The sequence below is a fragment of the Bacillus cereus group sp. MYBK222-1 genome (assembly GCF_051916425.1).
GTDB lineage: Bacteria > Bacillota > Bacilli > Bacillales > Bacillaceae_G > Bacillus_A > Bacillus_A paranthracis.
Map to the genome: position 1 here is coordinate 781,224 of NZ_JBQAGP010000001.1, position 17,257 is coordinate 798,480.

A 17,257-nucleotide genomic window follows, 5' to 3' on the forward strand; every position below is an offset into this window, starting at 1 on the left:
GAACGAGATGGAAGATCGGGAAATGAGTGTAGTAGAACATATAGTTGAGCTTCGCAAACGAGTAATATATACCGTGTTATCCTTTGTACTATTTTTAATTGTTGGGTTTACTTTTACGAAGGATATTTATTTTTGGCTTGTAAAAGACTTACCAATGAAATTAACTGTTCTCGGTCCAAGTGATGTATTGTGGATTTTTTTCTCGATTGCTACAGTATTTGCTATCGTTTGTACAATTCCTTTTGCTGCTATACAAATTTGGTTATTTGTAAAACCGGGTTTACATGCAAATGAACAAAAGATGACGTTAATGTATATACCGGTATTGTCTATATTATTTATTGCAGGTTTATGCTTTGGATATTTTGTTGTAATGCCGTTTTTATTTCATTTTTTAACTACGATAGGTAATGAAATGTTTAATACGATGTTTACGACAGAAAAGTATTTTCATTTTGTTCTTAATTTAACAGTTCCATTTGCTGTAATTTTTGAATTGCCAGTAGTAGTAATGTTTTTAACGAGTATTGGACTATTGACGGCGGAATTTCTAATAAAAATAAGAAGATATGCTTACGTAGCATTGATTATCATTGCATCGTGTATATCACCGCCAGATTTTTTATCACATAGTTTAGTTGCGGTACCGCTTATTTGTATTTATGAAATTAGTATCGCTTTATCAAAGATTGTGAGTAAGCGAAAAAAGAAAAGAGAAGAAGAAATTCAGTCGAAAAGTGCCTCGTTATAAAGGCACTTTTTTTATTTATTTGTTATACTCTAGTTATAAACGTATACAATATAGAGAAGAAAAAAATTATAGAATCTCCAAAATTTAGACAAACTTTGCGCTTTTATAAGTTTATACTGAATATATTAAGCAATATACGGATAACGAGTCCTTATCTTATTAGGAATTTAGGGTGGGGGATGGATTAGGTGAAGATGAATAGAGTATAAATCTTCTAACCAAAAGGACTACAGAGATTGTCTAAGGATACTTTTGTATTCATGGGAGTCGCCACTTTAAACAACGTGTTACAGCGTAAAGTAGAAGAAGTTCAAAAATCCAATGAAAAAGAGGATTGATATTGTGATTACGAAAAGTTTTTATTTCACTCATTCAACAGGGGAGTGTATTAAAATATTTGAAATCCCTGTCCTACAAGCGCAGCATCCATTATCGTTTCTAATACAGTCTCGTCTTCAATTATTTATTGCAAAAATTCAAAAACAAAAACACCCAAGATTTTCGTATTCTTTCCGTGAATATTTACAAAATTGTTTGAAGTGGAATGATTATTTAAATGTATATAAAACAAATACTCTTGAAAAAAATGCATGATATAGAGTGGGGACAGGGTTAAGAGCTCTGTCTTTTTCATTTTAGATATAAAAATATAATTAATTTAATGAAATTTCGTTTCAAATTGTTGAAAGCAATGGGAATACTAGTATAATAACAAGGAGAGCGTATTGGAAAGGGAAGAATATAATATGCAAAAAATTAAAATTGTAACAGATTCAACGGCAGATTTATCACAAGAGGTAATTGAGAAGTATGACATCCATGTTCTACCATTATCAATCTCTGTAAATGGACAAACATATTTAGATCGCGTTGATCTACAACCAGATGAATTTATTGAAGAAATGATTAAATCAGAGGAACTACCAAAAACATCACAACCAGCAATGGGTACATTTGTAGAAATGTATGACAAGTTAGGGGAAGATGGAAGTGAAGTACTTTCCATTCATATGACAAGTGGAATGAGTGGTACTGTGGCAACTGCAAATAGTGCTGCATCAATGACCGACACAAAAGTAACAGTTGTTGATTCGCAATTTATTACACATGCTTTAGCATATCAAGTAGTTGAAGCTGCGAAAATGGCAAATGAAGGACGCTCACTAGAAGAAATTTTAAAACGTGTAGATGAAGTAAGGAAGAATACTCGATTATATGTAGTAGTAGATACATTAGAAAACTTAGTGAAGGGTGGGCGTATCGGTAAAGGAAAAGCGTTTATCGGTTCGCTACTTAATATAAAGCCAATTGCTAGCCTTGAAGATGGTGTTTATAACCCTGTAACGAAAGTGCGTAGCCAAGGTCAAATTGTAAAAACGTTAGCTAAGTTATTTGAGGAAGATACAGCTGGAAAAGTTGTAAAAGCTGTGGCAATTCCGCATGCGAAAGCAATTCCTTTAGCTGAAAATGTAAAAGCGGCTGTTGAAAAAGTAAGTGGATTTGCTAAATCAGAAATTTTCTTTACAACGCCTATTATTAGTACTCATACAGGTCCGGGTGCAATCGGATTTATGTATTTAGCAGAGTAATAAAAAAGCTACTTGAAATTTATTTCAAGTAGCTTTTTTATGTGAATAGAAAGTAAGAAATAAGAAGGGCTATACAGGCACTACCGCTAATGATATAGCGAGTCTGTAAATATTCATTCATAAAAAACACCCTTTATGATTTTCTATATTATATGTTGAATATAGAAAATCAGTAGTTACGTTACACATGTAATGTTTCAATTTTTTCATTCACTTTCTTATAATGTGTTTCACTATTATAAATGAAAGTTTGACCTAAAAAGAGTACATGCAGTTGTTCCCACGGTAACATACGTAAATTCCAATTATTTCGAAGCCTTGTTATTGCCTCGCGAGGTGTTTCATCAGCGAGTGCAAAAGCTCCGTAATGCATTGGTATAAAGTGTGTAGCATTTAAATCTAAATAAGCTTGCACTGCTTCTTCAGGTGAAACGTGAGATATTTTCATAAACCATTCTGGTTCATAAGCTCCAATTGGCATAAGGGCAACATCAATTGAAAAGCGTTTGCCAATTTCTTTGAAACCTTGGAAATAGCCACTGTCTCCACAAAAATAAATGGTTTCTTCCATATTGTCATTTTTAATAATCCATCCACCCCAGTGAGATGTGTTCATATCAAATAATGATCTTCTCGTCCAGTGCTGAGCAGGTACGAAGTGAAAGGAAACATCATCAATAGTCGTACTTTCCCACCATTTATACTCTTCTACATTATTGAATTTTTTACGAGTAAATAATTTTTTTAGCCCAATGGGTACTAAGTATAATACGTCATCATTAAGTTGGCGAAGTGTTGAAAAATCTAAGTGATCATAATGACCATGTGAAATGAGGACAATATCAATTTTAGGTAGTTCTTGTATAGAAAGACCAGGTTCAGTAAGTCTTGAGACTAGCTTCAATTTATTGGCCCATACTGGATCCGTTAGTATATTAAGTCCATTCGTTTGGATAAGAAAAGTAGAATGCCCAATCCATGTGACAGTCGTTTTTTCAATATTACTTTGCAAAAATGCACTTTGTTTAACGGGTGATTGTTCTACTAAGAAAGAAAAATCTTTTTTGTTTTGCTTTCGTTCTTTACGCCAGCGTATAAAAGAGCGAATTGATTTTTTTGTACTCACATTATTCATATTTTCATAGCGCTTTGCCATGAACATCACCTCATTTAAAATCGTTGTAATTGTATTGTACCGAAATGTTGTTAAGGAATACAGTGTATAACATGGATGAATGTTTAAATAATTGTAAAAAAACAGGAAGGTGCATTTACAAAAATAACAATAGAATTAGTTTTGCGACGATTATTTAGAGAAATAATAGTAAAAAAATTATTTTGTCTAGTAATTCGCTTGAAATAAAGAAGTAACATACGTAAATTCGTACGATTTCGTGAACAAATGTAGTAAACAATTTTCTCGTAGTGTTAACTTTTGTTATGATAAACATAACCTATTTAAATTTAGGATAGAGAAAAGAGGTTTATAAATGAAGCGTTATCAAAAAGTAATTGGTCTTATGGTTGTATTTTGTCTCTTTGTACTTGCTGGATGTAGTGGATCAGGTTCAAAGCTTCGTAAACCATTGAATTGGGATTTAGAAACTTTCCAATTTACAAATCAAGATGGAAAGCCATTTGGTACAAAAGATTTAAAAGGGAAAGTTTGGGTTGCAGATTTTATGTTCACAAACTGTCAAACAGTTTGTCCGCCAATGACTGCTAATATGGCGAAATTGCAGAAAATGGCAAAGGAAGAGAAATTAGATGTTCAGTTTGTATCATTTAGCGTAGATCCTGACCTTGATAAGCCAGAAAACTTGAAAGCTTTCATTCAAAAGTTTACAGAAGATACAAGTAACTGGAACCTGTTAACAGGTTATTCGTTAGAAGATATTACAAAGTTTTCAAAAGATAATTTCCAATCACTTGTAGATAAACCTGAAAATGGTCAAGTGATACATGGTACGTCATTTTATTTAATTGATCAAAACGGAAAAGTAATGAAAAAGTACAGTGGCATTAGTAATACGCCGTATGAGGACATTATACGTGATATGAAGCGATTAGCAGAATAAAAAGAAGGGTGCAGATTAAAGCACCCTTCTTTTTTACATTAATCTATGGATAAAATGTCATGTTGCTGTGGAAGTTTTGGAGCCCGAATTTCTAACACGCCATTTTGATACGAAGCTTTTGCTGCTTTTTTATTAATGGAGTACGGTAATTTAATTAATCTGGATGCTTCTGAAATAGAACGTTCTCGGCGATAATAGTTATGGGATGTTTGCTCTTCTTCTTCCAGTATCTCTTCTTTTACAGAGACTTTTAAGTATTCACTTTGTATTTCAATTTGAATTTGTTCTTTTTGTATACCTGGTAGTTCAGCTGTAACAACGAGTTCTTCACCAACTTCATATAAATCTACAGGGAATGTTAATAAACGATTTCCTTTTTGGAAAAAATGATTTAAATCAGCAATTACATTGCGAAGTGGTGTTTGCTCGAAGAAATCATCAATTTGCTTTAAATAATTGCGAACCGGTGGGCGAGAAGAGTCTTTTTTTTCTTCACTCATGGTATTCCCTCCTAGAAATCAATTTGCAATATCATATGACAAAAGCGGAGAAAGGTGATTGCCTAATTTTCATGTTTTCATAAAAAATTGTTAAAAATGTGAAATGGAGTGATTTTTTTATAGTTTTTGGTCGCCATATTCAGTTGATTATGCTAGTATAAATAGGGTTGATATAGTAGTATAGAGACAGAATGAAAACTGAAAGAGGGTAAGAAGTATGTGTGGTTTTGTAGGATGTTTATGTGAAAACCCTAGAGAGTTTTCAGAAACAGAAAAACATCAATTTGAAAATATGAACACGATGATTTTCCACCGTGGTCCAGATGACGAAGGATATTTTCGTGATGAGCATGTACAATTTGGCTTCCGCCGTTTAAGTATCATTGACTTAGAGGCAGGACATCAGCCGCTAACTTATGAAAATGATCGATATGTAATTATTTTTAATGGTGAAATTTACAACTATGTAGAATTACGTGAAATGTTACTTGAAAAAGGTGCAACGTTTGCAACGCAATCTGATACAGAAGTTATCATTGCATTGTATGCACATATGAAAGAAAAATGTGTAGACTACCTTCGTGGTATGTTTGCATTTATGATTTGGGATCGTGAAGAAAAGAAACTTTTCGGTGCACGTGACCACTTCGGTATTAAACCTTTATACATCGCACAACAAGGTGATACTACATTCTTCGCATCTGAGAAGAAAAGTATTATGCATGTGATGGAAGATAAAGGCGTTAACCCAACGTCATTACAACATTACTTTACGTACCAATATGGTCCAGAGCCAGAAACATTAACAATTGATGTTAATAAAATCGAACCTGGTCATTATTTCGTAAAAGAAATCGGTAAAGAGATGGAAATCCATCGCTACTGGAAACCTTATTTCAATGCTTCAAGTGCAACGAAAGAGGAGCATATCCAAGCAATTCGTGATGTGTTATATGATTCAGTAAAAGTGCATATGCGCAGTGATGTACCAGTAGGTTCATTCTTATCTGGTGGTATCGATTCATCTATCATCGCTTCTATCGCAAGAGAAATGAATCCAAATCTTTTAACATTCTCTGTTGGTTTTGAGCAACGTGGTTTCAGTGAAGTTGATGTTGCGAAAGAAACTGCTGAGAAATTAGGTGTTAAAAACCATAACGTATTCATTTCAGCGAAAGAGTTTATGGATGAGTTCCCAAAAATCATTTGGCATATGGATGATCCTTTAGCAGATCCAGCAGCTGTACCGTTGTACTTCGTTGCAAAAGAAGCACGTAAGCATGTAACAGTTGTTCTTTCAGGCGAAGGTGCAGACGAGCTATTTGGTGGTTATAACATTTATCGTGAGCCAAACTCACTGAAAATGTTCTCTTACATTCCTAGCCCAGGTAAGAGCGTTCTAAAAGCATTAAGTGGTGCTCTTAAAGAAGGCTTTAAAGGAAAGAGCTTCCTAGAGCGTGGATGTACGCCAATTGAAGAACGTTACTATGGAAATGCGAAAATCTTCCGTGAAGAAGAGAAAGCCGAATTAATGAAGTATTACAATGAAAGTGTTAACTATATGGATATCACGAAACCATTGTATAACGAAATTAAAGATTATGATGATGTAAGCAAAATGCAATACATTGACATGTTCACTTGGTTACGCGGTGACATTTTATTAAAAGCTGATAAAATGACAATGGCGAACTCATTAGAACTTCGTGTACCGTTCTTAGATAAAGAAGTATTCGATGTTGCATCTAAAATTCCAACTGAATTTAAGATTGCTAACGGAACTACGAAAGCTATTTTACGTGAAGCAGCACGCGGAATCGTTCCAGATCACGTATTAGATCGTAAAAAGCTTGGATTCCCAGTACCAATTCGTCACTGGTTAAAAGACGAAATGCATGATTGGGCTATCAATATTATAAACGAGAGTAAAACAGAGCATTTAATCGACAAACAGTATGTATTAAACTTACTGGAAGCACATTGTGCAGATAAAGGCGATTATAGCCGTAAAATTTGGACTGTACTTGCGTTTATGGTATGGCATCAAATTTATGTTGAGCATAAATACGATACGAATAAGTTCCACGAAGAAACGAAACGTGCGTATAGCTTAGTTTAATTAGAAAAACCTTAAGATCGCATATGGTCTTAAGGTTTTTTTCATAAATAGGACGTATTATTGATACAATAATAGTAAAAGGATGGACAACATATGATTACGTTTGAAAAAGTAACTGTAGAAAATGAAAGCGTTGTTAAAGAAATGTTTCACTCACATAGTTTAAGTGAGAAACAGGTACAGTATTGTGTGAAAGTCGATGATACATATATTGGTGTAATAGATTATCGTGTTCAAGAGGAGACTGTGGTTTTATCTCAGTTAATTATTCACTCTGATTATCAAAGTTACGGTTATGGGGCAAATACGTATTTCACATTTGAAATGATGATGAAAGAAAGAAATGTGAAAGAGATAAAGGTATTACAAACGGAATTAACAGAACAAGCGAAATCTTTCATAGAGAGCTTTGGATTTAATGTGGAAGACGGAATATATGTGAAGAAAATATAACGATGAGTAGTTATGCGGGATAAATATAAGGCAGGTGGGTGTATGACGATGACTTCTGGTCTTGTATTAATTGGAGGATGTTTTTTAGTAGCGGAGCTAAGCCATATGCTTATTCGAAAAAGAATGAATAAGAAGAGAAAGCCATATGAATTACAATATGCCCCAGTGTTTTTCCTTTTGTTTTGTATGCTACTTACATTACAAAACATAACGAACTTTCCACCGCTGTTAAATATTTTTTTGAAGTTTGGTTTGCTGTATAGTACCACTGGAATAGCCCTTTTATTTCTTTTATTTTGCATACGTTATATTCACTATCAATCGTATATATTTATTTTAAATTGGTTAAAACAAAATGATAGAAACCGCCTTACATAAGGCGGTTTTTTAATTTGTAATTGTAATGGCTTTGTATATAAAACTCAAAATTCCATTGAAATTTATAAAAATGATTAGAGGATTTAACATATTATCTGTTTTTAGTATGTGGTACTATATATTCTTAATCTGTAACGTAAGTGGGTGTATAAATTGGAAATGTTAATCAACTAGTTTGTCTCGCTTTAATGGGCAGTAAGACCCACACCTCAAAATTCAACGAAAGCAAAGAAGTTAGATGGGGATTGGGCTGCCCATAAAAGTCCGATTGGTTAGGGCTGATTAAAGTTTCACTTTATATGAAGTGCTAAAAAATAGCAGAATTAAATTTTAGGGAGGTATCGTGTTTGTATGTTTAATATTGATATGTTATTTCTTGAATGGATGATCAGTCTGGAGGGAAGTGTACTTACAGCATTTTTTAAACTTGTATCTATTATTGCAAATGAAACATTATATTTAATTGTTATTTCAATTTCGTATTGGTGCGTTTCTAAAAGAAAAGCATTTCATATGATTGTTATGCTTTGTTTCTCTGGATATATAGGGATAGTGATAAAAGAATTTATGAAAATTCCGCGACCGTATACATACGACGGAATTCAATCTTTATATGAAAAATCAGCTGCAAGTTATTCTTTCCCAAGTACACACGTGCAGTTAGCAACAACGTTTTGGGGTTCATTCATGATTTTATGTAAAAAGAGAATCGTTTGGATCATTGGTATTGTTTTTATTATATTAGTTGCTATTTCTCGTCTATATTTACGTGTACATTGGCTCAGTGATATAATAGGTGCCGTTTTATTTAGTGTCATAGTTGTTTATTTATATACGAAAGTAACAATGGAATTAAGTGATAGGAAATTTATATTGTTACAACGAATTATATTGGCTGTTTCACTCATTATGTATGTTATGACAAGCCAAGTAGATAATCTTAAATTACTAGGAGTTTTGACAGGTTCTACGATTGGTATCATGTTAGAGAATCATTTTATTAATATGAATGAAAGTAATGATTTTAAAACGCAAGTGGTAAAAACAGTATTGGGCCTAAGTATCATGCTAATAATGCAGTTTATACTAAAAAAAGTAATACCTGATATGTATTATTTACGTTATGCAGTGACTGGAATTACAATTACTTTCTTATGTCCATTTATGTTTCACATGTTACGAATAAAAAATGTGAGTAGCAAATAAATATAAAAATAGTTTGAATAAAAATGAGGTCTAAATTATATATATTGAAAAAGTTTTCTGATATATCTATTGACAATGTATGATATATACATTAATCTTTAAAAAGTAAATGATAATCAATTTCAACTAGGAGGACTTATGGCACGCACTAAAAATATACTTATATTTTGCGTTATGCTACTAACGATCATAATCGCAGGGTGTAGTAAAGAAGAGAAGAAAGAAAATGAGACATCAGCTAAAGCAAAAGATTCGTATACGATAAAACATGCAATGGGCGAAACGACAGTAAATGGTACGCCAAAAAGAGTTGTTGTTTTAACAAATGAGGGCGCTGAGGCACTTTTATCTGTTGGAGTAACACCAGTTGGAACTACAAAACCACGAGCTGGTGATGAATGGTATCCTCATTTAGCGAAAGAGTTAAAAAATACGAAAGTAGTAGGAACTGAGCGTGACATTAATTTAGAAGCAGTAATGAAGCTTCAGCCGGATTTAATTATCGGAAATAAAATGCGTCACGAAAAAATATACGAACAATTAAAAGAAATCGCGCCAACAGTATATGCTGAAACATTACGCGGTGATTGGAAAGAAAACTTTACACTTTATACGAAAGCTGTAAATAAAGAAAAAGAAGGGCAAAATGCTCTTAATGATTATAAAAAGCGTATTGCAGGAATAAAAGAAAAATTAGGTGATAAAGTTAACTCTAAAGTTTCTATTATTCGTTTCGTCCCTGGTGACGTTCGTATTTATCAAAAAAATTCATTCTCAGGTGTTGTATTAAATGATATTGGATTTAAACGACCACCATTACAAGATAAAGATGAATTTGCAATTAAAGGAATTACAAAAGAGCAAATTCCAAATATGGACGGGGATTATTTATTCTATTTCACATCTGATAAAGACGCGGATAAGAATAATGAAGGAAATACATTAGCAAAAGAATGGACAGAAGATCCACTCTTTAAGCAACTGCAGGCTTCTAAAGAGAATAAAGTATTCCAAGTAGATGAAGTGATTTGGAATACAGCAGGTGGTATTGTAGCTGCAAATCTTATGTTAGATGATATTGAAAAATATTTTCTGAAGTAAATAAAAAGTGCATCACTTTAAATAGGTGATGCACTTTTTATTTTGTTAAAATACAGAAAATTGCTTCTTTTGATCGTGCATAAGTTGTACAATTAAAACAATCATGTAATAAAGGAGTGGGAATAAATGAAAGCTACTCATAAAGATTGGATTTTATTTAACGGAAGAATTGTAAATACGAAGGAAGAACAGCCGATGATTCCATTAGAGGAGAGAGGCTTTCAATTTGGTGATGGTATATACGAGGTATTCAGACTATATGATGGGAAGCCACATTTATTAGATTTACATTTAGAACGATTCTTTCATTCTATGGAAGAAATAAAATTAATTCCACCGTTTACTAAGGAAGAGTTAGTGGAAGAGTTATATCAAATGATTGAAAAAAATAAATTTCAAGAAGATGGGAATGTATATTTGCAAATATCAAGAGGGGCTCAAGCACGTAATCATGTATATGAGTCAAATATGCAACCAACATATTTCGCAAACATTGTTTCTTTTCCACGACCAATTGCTTCTATGGAACGAGGAATAAAAGTTACTGTAGAAGAGGATATACGCTGGAAGTTCTGTCATATAAAATCCTTAAACCTGCTACCTAATATTATGATTAAAAATAAAATAAACGAACAAGGCTATCAAGAAGCGATATTAGTGCGAGATGGAATTGTAACGGAAGGTTGTCATTCAAATTTCTTTATGGTGAAAAATAATAAATTGATTACACATCCGGCTGACAATTTCATTCTACACGGCATTACACGTCACTATGTTATTACATTAGCGAAAGAGTTACATATTGAAGTAGAAGAAAGAGAATTTCCACTTCAAGAAGTGTATGAGGCCGATGAATGCTTCTTCACAGCGACGCCACTTGAAATATTCCCAGTCGTTCAAATTGGTGACGAGCAGTTCGGGAACGGCGAAAGAGGACCGATTACAAAGAAACTCCAAGTTGCATATGAAGAAAGTATTCGTTTGTTTAAAGTTACGAACTAATATTGAAGAAAAAAGCTGGTATTACTCCAGCTTTTTTTCATGATATAATTCAAGGATAGGACAAGATTTGAAAACGCTGTAAAAAGGGGATTTAATGTATGAATTATGAAGATTTTAAAGAAGTAATTCACGGTAGACGAAGTGTTAGAAAGTTCACAGAACAAGAAGTATCCACTAGTGATATAAAAGAAATTATTGATTGTGCTCGTTATGCACCGAGTGATACGAACTCACAAACTTGGGAGTTCTTGGTCATTATGAACCGAGAGAAAATTAAAGAAATTGAACAAATGACATGGGATGCATTACATAAACTTGCGGCAAAAGCGGCAGAAACCGGAGAAGAGAAAGCAGGGAAATTACTTACACGTTCTTTTGGACCATATGCAACAGCTTTCTCGGAGGCACCAGTATTAATCGTATGTTTGGCAACGCCATATGAATCAAAGTTTCGTGAAAAGATATTTGATCCGATTGCTTTTGTTCCAGATTCAGTTTGGGAAGAAGAAGGAATTAAGAGCAGCTGTTTAGCGGCACAAAACTTAATGTTAGCTGCACATGCGAAGGGGCTTGGTACATGCCCAATGACAGGACCGGTATTGTTAGCTCAAGATGAACTACGACAATATTTACAAATTGAGCCTGAAAAGCAAATAAATATGGTTATATCACTCGGTTTTCCGAAAGATAAGCCGAAGAAACTTCCAAGAAAAGAAGTAGATGAGATTACAACATTTGTTTTTTAAAGCTCAAAATAAAAGGACATTGAATAAACAATGTCTTTTTATTTTGGATAGGTATGTAATTAATCTGTTAGGCTAAAATGATAGATAAGAGGGAATTACTATTTATTTCATAAAAAAAATTAATGTTCTATTAGGGAAAGTATGATACATTAATCGTGAGCAAGATTCTATTTGTTCATGAAAGTGTTGGAAATAGTCTTAAAATTTAAAAGTTATTTTTGTATAATAAATTATAATGAAATGACAGGGGGGATGAATTTTGAAAAAATTCATAATCACTGGATTGTCTGTATTGTTATTAGCCGGTTGCGGCGCTCCACAAGAAAAAGAAGGTGCGCAATCAAAGCAGGAAGAAAGAGTTGTAAACGCAAGTAATGAGAATATAGTAGTATTTCCTGAAGGAGCAGTGCCAGTCGGAGAAGGAAAAGTAAAAGTTATTACACCAGACGGTACTTCTGAGAATGGTAATATACCAGCTGTATTCATTAAAAAGGATACTTTAATTCAACACGTTGAATTAGAGCTCTCTAATTTTCAAAATGATAAAGAAACATTCGTATTTGTAGATCGAGTGTTTGCAGATAAATATCAAGTAACTAGTACAACACAGACAACAGTACAATTAAAAGAAAAGACGCTTGAAACAGGTAGTCATACGATTACGGCAGTTCAGTATGAAAACAATGATCCGAAAGGAAAGGTTATTAGTTTTAATCAAGCAACATTCGAAACAAAACCAGCGTCATAAGAAGAATAAAAAGTACATTACTCAAAAAGTAGTGTACTTTTTGTTTATACTAGAGGTTGTAATAGTGAATCACTTGTTTCGTTTTCTAATATGATTAAATTAGGAAGAGACCACTTGTTACTACTATGACAGAAAAAGCGGTTGAAGAGGTGAACTGGTGTATTTGTATCTTCTTGATTAATATGATGATGTCAGTAATTTGGTTTATGATGCAAGTTACGTTCCATTATCAAATTTATGACTTATCGATAGGGTCTAGTTGTTTTACCATTGTTTAGCTATTATATGATAAACTCGGAATAAGGTAAGTTTCAGAAGAAAAATGTAGGTATTTCATTTGAAATGTCGAATAGTACATACGATGTCGTAATAACAAATTTTCTATTGTTTACTGTGAAACAGGAGAGGGAGAGATAGTAATGAAACGAGCTCTTATAAATATTGATTATACATATGATTTTGTAGCGGAAAAAGGTGCTTTAACTTGCGGAAAACCCGGTCAAGAAATTGAGAAAGAACTTGTACATATAACGAAGCGATATATCGAAAATGGAGATTACGTTGTCTTTGCTATTGATAAACATGAAGAGAATGATGTATATCATCCTGAATCAAAATTATTCCCGCCTCATAACATAACGGGTACAAATGGAAGATATTTGTTTGGTGAATTACAAGATGTGTACGAAACATATAAAAATGCAGAGAATGTATATTACATGGATAAAACGCGATATAGTGCATTTGCAGGAACAGACTTAGAGATGAAGTTAAGAGAAAGAGGAATTGAAGAGGTTCACCTTGTAGGGGTATGTACTGATATTTGTGTTCTTCATACAGCAGTAGATGCTTATAATAAAGGGTTTAAAATTGTAGTTTATGAAAAGGCGGTTGCATCTTTTAATGCGCAAGGGCATGAATTTGCACTTGGACATTTTAAATCTTGTTTAAATGCAGAAGTGAAGTAAAAAAAGAGGCCTTTAAAAAAGGTCTCTTTTTACGTTTAAATTGAGACGAGGTTTTGCTCAATTAATTTTTTTATAAATGGGCTAATATTTTCTGGTAGCTTATCAAAATCAAAAAATTGGACACTTAATGATTCGATCCCATCAGCTTTTAGCAAGCCGCCTTTAATGTCTTTGCAAAGATATGCGATTGTTATAGGATAAAACTCATCCCCGTTTGGTAATTTTACAAAAAATTCTTTTCCAGAAAATACGCTTATTAACTGTAAGGTTCCTATTTCAATCCCTGTTTCTTCGAACACTTCTCGTCTCCCAGCTTCTTCTGTTGATTCACCAAGTTCAACGAATCCACCAGGAACACCCCAAATACCATTTCGCCTTTGTTGAAGTAATATTTGTCCTTGTTCATTGAAAACAGCTACAGCAACTCCTGCTAGATTGAGTGGTCTTGATCCGACAACTTTTCTAAGTTCTTCAATATACCCCATTGTATGTAACCTCCGTAAGAAAAAATAAGAGCAAATATACTATTCGTTGTTATGTGAATATTTTCCTCTTTATAAGAGGGAGAGAAGTCATATAACTTATTTGTTTTATTTGGTAAAATATACATCAAAAAAGGTCAAACAAAATCTTTGACCTTTTTTGATCAAATGTTATAATAAAGGCAGAAAGAGATAATCTTTCATTCATAAATAATAAGGAGGAAAAAATATGCGTAATTTATTTCCAGAGATAACAAAACGTCAAAATGGTATTTTTGATTTTGGGCCTTCTTTATTAGAAGGGATGACAGATGCTTTCTTTAAACCGATGAACATGGATACTTTTAAAGTAGATGTTCATGAACAGTCTGATAAATATACAGTAAAAGCAGATTTACCGGGTTTTCAAAAAGAAAACATTCAAGTTGAATTTGAACAAGATGTATTAACGATTCAAGCAACTAATCATAATGAAGTAGAAGAAAAAAATGAGAATGGCATATATATTCGTAAAGAACGTTCTATAGGTTCTGTAACTCGACGCTTTAATTTTCAACGAGTTGAGGAAGAAAATGTTAAAGCAAATTATAAAGATGGCGTACTGACAATTGAATTGCCAAAATTGAAAGAAGAAAAAAACAGTAAAACAACAATTAATATCGAATAAAAGAGCTGATAAATTCAGCTCTTTTTTTATCTAGTTAATGAATAAATTAGTTGAAATCGTAATGAGTAGAATAAAGTTTTAACGCTTAAAAAATTTCACGATTAGCTCCCTTTAGGTTATTAAAAAGGGTATATTTAAAGGGAAAGGAAAAGAACATCTAGACATACTGTTTAAAGTGAATTAGTAATAAAGTCAAAATACATAGTAAGGGTAGCGACGTTTTAGAGAAGATAATAGATTTTCCTAGAATAAACTGAGACGATTATGAATTTTTTAATTAGTAAGGAAGTGGTTAGATGAGTTTATTAACGTATACTGAAGAATTTTTTAATTATGTAAGAGAGTTTTTACTTTTAAGATTTTTACTATTTGCTTTCGTCCTAATCATTATTTCATTTGTCATAAACCGCATTATTGATTGGTTTTTTAGGAAATCAAGCTTTTTTGATGAAGAGGTAGAGCAAACGATTCAAAGTGTGATTCGATCTATTTTTAGATATATCATTATCATTAGTCTAATCATATATTTAATTAGCCAATTTGTAGATATAAAAAGTATCATTGCAGGTGCAGGGATAGCGGGGGTTGTTATCGGTTTTGCTGCACAACAGATGCTGAAAGATGTTATATTAGGCTTTGCGAGATTAGCGGACAAAGAGTTTCGTGTTGGCGATTTTGTTACTTTTAACGGAACAAACTCAGGAACGATTGAGGAAATTAGTATTCGTTTTATGCAAATTCGTGAATGGTCAGGAAAACTCCTTACCATACCACACGGAGAGATTAGAACGATACAAAATTTTAATAAAGGCTGGATGCGCGTAATTGAACGAATTACGGTAAGTTATCAGGAAGATCCGACAAGAGTTAAGGAATTGTTAGAGGAAGTTTGTGTGAATTGTAATGAAAAGTTGGCCCCAAGTCTTTATAAAGTAGAGGATGAAGCTGTTGAACCTTTTAAATATGTAGGTGTTACAGATTTAAACCCGAATCTGAAATACGTTGGATATGAATTTTGTATTACAGGTTTAATAAAGCCAGAAGATTATTTTGAAACTTCTAGACAAGTAAGATTTGAATTAATGTCTATGTTCCATAAGAATCAAGTGCAAATGCCAGCAGCAAATATGCTTGTTACTACTGAAAGTTTACAGCATAGACAAGGTGGACAATCTTTATCGGACAGCTAAAGTAGAATAGTTTGGTAACGGAAGTGCTGCTTTCGACATTGGATAGAAAAATAATAATAAAATGATTGATATAAAAAAGAGCTGAAGGAATTCAGTTCTTTTTAATTTGTAGAATTTAGAAATTTCTTAATGTTATAATGATAGATGGTGATGAAAATGAACTTTGAAGAAAAAGAGATGCATCGTTTAGAGGCATTAAAAGAAATTGCTGAATTATTAAATGAAGCAACAAATTTACAAGACATGTTAGAAAAAGTGTTACATACTTTGTTACAAGTTATGAATTTACAAACAGGCTGGATCTTTTTTATTGATGAAAGTGGAAAACACCGTATGCTTGTAGATCAAAACTTACCGCCAGCTCTTACGTGGCAAGAGAAGAAGCCGATGTGTGAAGGAGATTGCTGGTGTGTAGAGCGTTTTGTAAATGGCAGATTGGAAAAAGCGACAAATATTATTGAATGTAAGCGAATAGAGGATGCGATTGAGTGTAATTGGGGAGATACTGAAGATGTTACGCACCATGCGACAATTCCATTAAGGTCCGGGTCGGAGAAGTTTGGTCTCTTAAATGTGGCCGCGCCTCAAAAAACACATTTTTCAGAGGAAGAATTAGCATTATTAGAATCAATTGCATTTCAAATAGGGACGACAATCCAACGTATTCAGCTAGTGGAAAAAGAACGTAAATATGTAGTAGTAGCTGAACGAAATCGACTTGCACGTGATTTACACGATTCAGTAAAACAATTGTTATTTTCTATCATGTTAACCGCAAAAGGTACTCTAAATATGACGCAAGATAGAGACTTGCAAGAGATGTTGAGCTATATTGGAGAATTATCACAGGAAGCATTACAAGAGATGACACTTTTGATTTGGCAATTAAGACCGGAAGGATTAGAGAAAGGGTTAGCTGAAGCAATTAAAAATTACGGAAAGTTGTTAGGGATTCACGTGGAAGTTCGAATTGATGGAATGGTTTCAATTGGTGATGAAATAGAAGAAGTTTTATGGCGTATTAGTCAAGAAGCGATACATAATTGTAAAAAACATGCTTCATGTGAAAAGGTACATGTTCTTTTAAAAATAGAAGATAACCAGTTGTATTTTTACATAGAGGATAACGGAATAGGATTTATACAAGAGCAAGTAAGAGAGTCAGCACTCGGTTTAAAAAGTATGAAGGAACGTATTCAGTTAATGAGGGGATCATTTCAAATAAAAACGGAGCTGAAAAAGGGTACGAAAATTGAAATTCAATTGCCAGTTTGAAGGG

General features: G+C 33.0%; 19 protein-coding genes. 16 read left to right on the forward strand and 3 right to left on the reverse strand.

The features are described from left to right. Window positions 1–7: 7 nt before the first annotated feature. From tatC to ACTFR9_RS03940, 3 genes are all read left to right on the forward strand, one after another. Complete coding sequence (gene tatC / locus ACTFR9_RS03930) at window positions 8–751, forward strand: twin-arginine translocase subunit TatC (protein ID WP_000390137.1); 744 nt, start codon at window positions 8–10, stop codon at window positions 749–751. Window positions 752–1,093: 342 nt separating this feature from the next. Next, window positions 1,094–1,345 (forward strand): DUF2535 family protein, encoded by a 252-nt coding sequence (locus tag ACTFR9_RS03935; protein WP_000629015.1) that lies wholly within the window; start codon window positions 1,094–1,096, stop codon window positions 1,343–1,345. Window positions 1,346–1,497: 152 nt separating this feature from the next. Beyond that, entirely contained in the window at window positions 1,498–2,340 is an 843-nt protein-coding gene (locus ACTFR9_RS03940) for a DegV family protein (RefSeq protein ID WP_025991670.1), read from the forward strand. A 181-nt stretch (window positions 2,341–2,521) separates the two neighbouring features. On the opposite strand, the gene ACTFR9_RS03945 is transcribed toward ACTFR9_RS03940, so the two are convergent. Further along, a complete protein-coding gene (locus ACTFR9_RS03945; protein WP_001129646.1) occupies window positions 2,522–3,496 on the reverse strand; it encodes an MBL fold metallo-hydrolase in 975 nt (324 codons plus the stop codon). Window positions 3,497–3,830: 334 nt separating this feature from the next. Here ACTFR9_RS03945 and ACTFR9_RS03950 point away from each other — a divergent pair, with 334 nt between their 5' ends. Beyond that, window positions 3,831–4,418 (forward strand): SCO family protein, encoded by a 588-nt coding sequence (locus tag ACTFR9_RS03950; protein ID WP_000833353.1) that lies wholly within the window; start codon window positions 3,831–3,833, stop codon window positions 4,416–4,418. Between the two features lie 38 nt (window positions 4,419–4,456). On the opposite strand, the gene ACTFR9_RS03955 is transcribed toward ACTFR9_RS03950, so the two are convergent. Beyond that, the gene (locus tag ACTFR9_RS03955) at window positions 4,457–4,918 is read right to left on the reverse strand and encodes an Hsp20/alpha crystallin family protein (protein WP_001288087.1); all 462 of its coding nucleotides are present in this window, start codon (window positions 4,916–4,918) and stop codon (window positions 4,457–4,459) included. Window positions 4,919–5,135: 217 nt separating this feature from the next. On the opposite strand from ACTFR9_RS03955, the gene asnB reads away from it, so the two are divergent. The 9 genes from asnB to ACTFR9_RS04000 all read left to right on the forward strand — a co-directional run bounded on the left by asnB (window position 5,136) and on the right by ACTFR9_RS04000 (window position 13,639). Beyond that, complete coding sequence (asnB, locus tag ACTFR9_RS03960; protein WP_000333816.1) at window positions 5,136–7,037, forward strand: asparagine synthase (glutamine-hydrolyzing); 1,902 nt, start codon at window positions 5,136–5,138, stop codon at window positions 7,035–7,037. A 93-nt stretch (window positions 7,038–7,130) separates the two neighbouring features. After that, window positions 7,131–7,490 carry a GNAT family N-acetyltransferase gene (locus ACTFR9_RS03965; protein ID WP_000627507.1) on the forward strand — a complete coding sequence of 120 codons (360 nt, stop codon included), beginning with the start codon at window positions 7,131–7,133 and terminating at the stop codon, window positions 7,488–7,490. 48 nt (window positions 7,491–7,538) lie between these two features. After that, window positions 7,539–7,868 carry a hypothetical protein gene (locus tag ACTFR9_RS03970; protein ID WP_000200476.1) on the forward strand — a complete coding sequence of 110 codons (330 nt, stop codon included), beginning with the start codon at window positions 7,539–7,541 and terminating at the stop codon, window positions 7,866–7,868. A 351-nt stretch (window positions 7,869–8,219) separates the two neighbouring features. Further along, complete coding sequence (locus tag ACTFR9_RS03975) at window positions 8,220–9,074, forward strand: phosphatase PAP2 family protein (protein ID WP_000481802.1); 855 nt, start codon at window positions 8,220–8,222, stop codon at window positions 9,072–9,074. Between the two features lie 138 nt (window positions 9,075–9,212). Beyond that, the gene (locus ACTFR9_RS03980; RefSeq protein WP_000124633.1) at window positions 9,213–10,175 is read left to right on the forward strand and encodes an ABC transporter substrate-binding protein; all 963 of its coding nucleotides are present in this window, start codon (window positions 9,213–9,215) and stop codon (window positions 10,173–10,175) included. 126 nt (window positions 10,176–10,301) lie between these two features. After that, window positions 10,302–11,177 (forward strand): D-amino-acid transaminase, encoded by an 876-nt coding sequence (dat, locus tag ACTFR9_RS03985; protein ID WP_000648366.1) that lies wholly within the window; start codon window positions 10,302–10,304, stop codon window positions 11,175–11,177. Between the two features lie 98 nt (window positions 11,178–11,275). Further along, window positions 11,276–11,923: a nitroreductase family protein gene (locus tag ACTFR9_RS03990; protein WP_001105307.1), complete on the forward strand. Its 648-nt coding sequence runs from the start codon at window positions 11,276–11,278 to the stop codon at window positions 11,921–11,923. Between the two features lie 259 nt (window positions 11,924–12,182). Further along, entirely contained in the window at window positions 12,183–12,671 is a 489-nt protein-coding gene (locus ACTFR9_RS03995) for a hypothetical protein (RefSeq protein ID WP_000713485.1), read from the forward strand. Between the two features lie 419 nt (window positions 12,672–13,090). Next, a complete protein-coding gene (locus ACTFR9_RS04000) occupies window positions 13,091–13,639 on the forward strand; it encodes a cysteine hydrolase family protein (protein ID WP_000816787.1) in 549 nt (182 codons plus the stop codon). A gap of 35 nt (window positions 13,640–13,674) precedes the next feature. Here ACTFR9_RS04000 and ACTFR9_RS04005 read toward each other — a convergent pair whose 3' ends face one another. Continuing rightward, window positions 13,675–14,124: an NUDIX hydrolase gene (locus ACTFR9_RS04005; protein ID WP_000540517.1), complete on the reverse strand. Its 450-nt coding sequence runs from the start codon at window positions 14,122–14,124 to the stop codon at window positions 13,675–13,677. Window positions 14,125–14,350: 226 nt separating this feature from the next. On the opposite strand from ACTFR9_RS04005, the gene ACTFR9_RS04010 reads away from it, so the two are divergent. The 3 genes from ACTFR9_RS04010 (at window position 14,351) to ACTFR9_RS04020 (ending at window position 17,253) form a co-directional block, all read left to right on the forward strand. After that, the gene (locus tag ACTFR9_RS04010) at window positions 14,351–14,788 is read left to right on the forward strand and encodes an Hsp20/alpha crystallin family protein (protein WP_001245061.1); all 438 of its coding nucleotides are present in this window, start codon (window positions 14,351–14,353) and stop codon (window positions 14,786–14,788) included. Between the two features lie 296 nt (window positions 14,789–15,084). Then, entirely contained in the window at window positions 15,085–15,978 is an 894-nt protein-coding gene (locus ACTFR9_RS04015; protein ID WP_000055418.1) for a mechanosensitive ion channel family protein, read from the forward strand. A gap of 177 nt (window positions 15,979–16,155) precedes the next feature. Further along, window positions 16,156–17,253 carry a sensor histidine kinase gene (locus ACTFR9_RS04020; protein WP_130777026.1) on the forward strand — a complete coding sequence of 366 codons (1,098 nt, stop codon included), beginning with the start codon at window positions 16,156–16,158 and terminating at the stop codon, window positions 17,251–17,253. The last annotated feature ends 4 nt before the right edge of the window (window positions 17,254–17,257 follow it).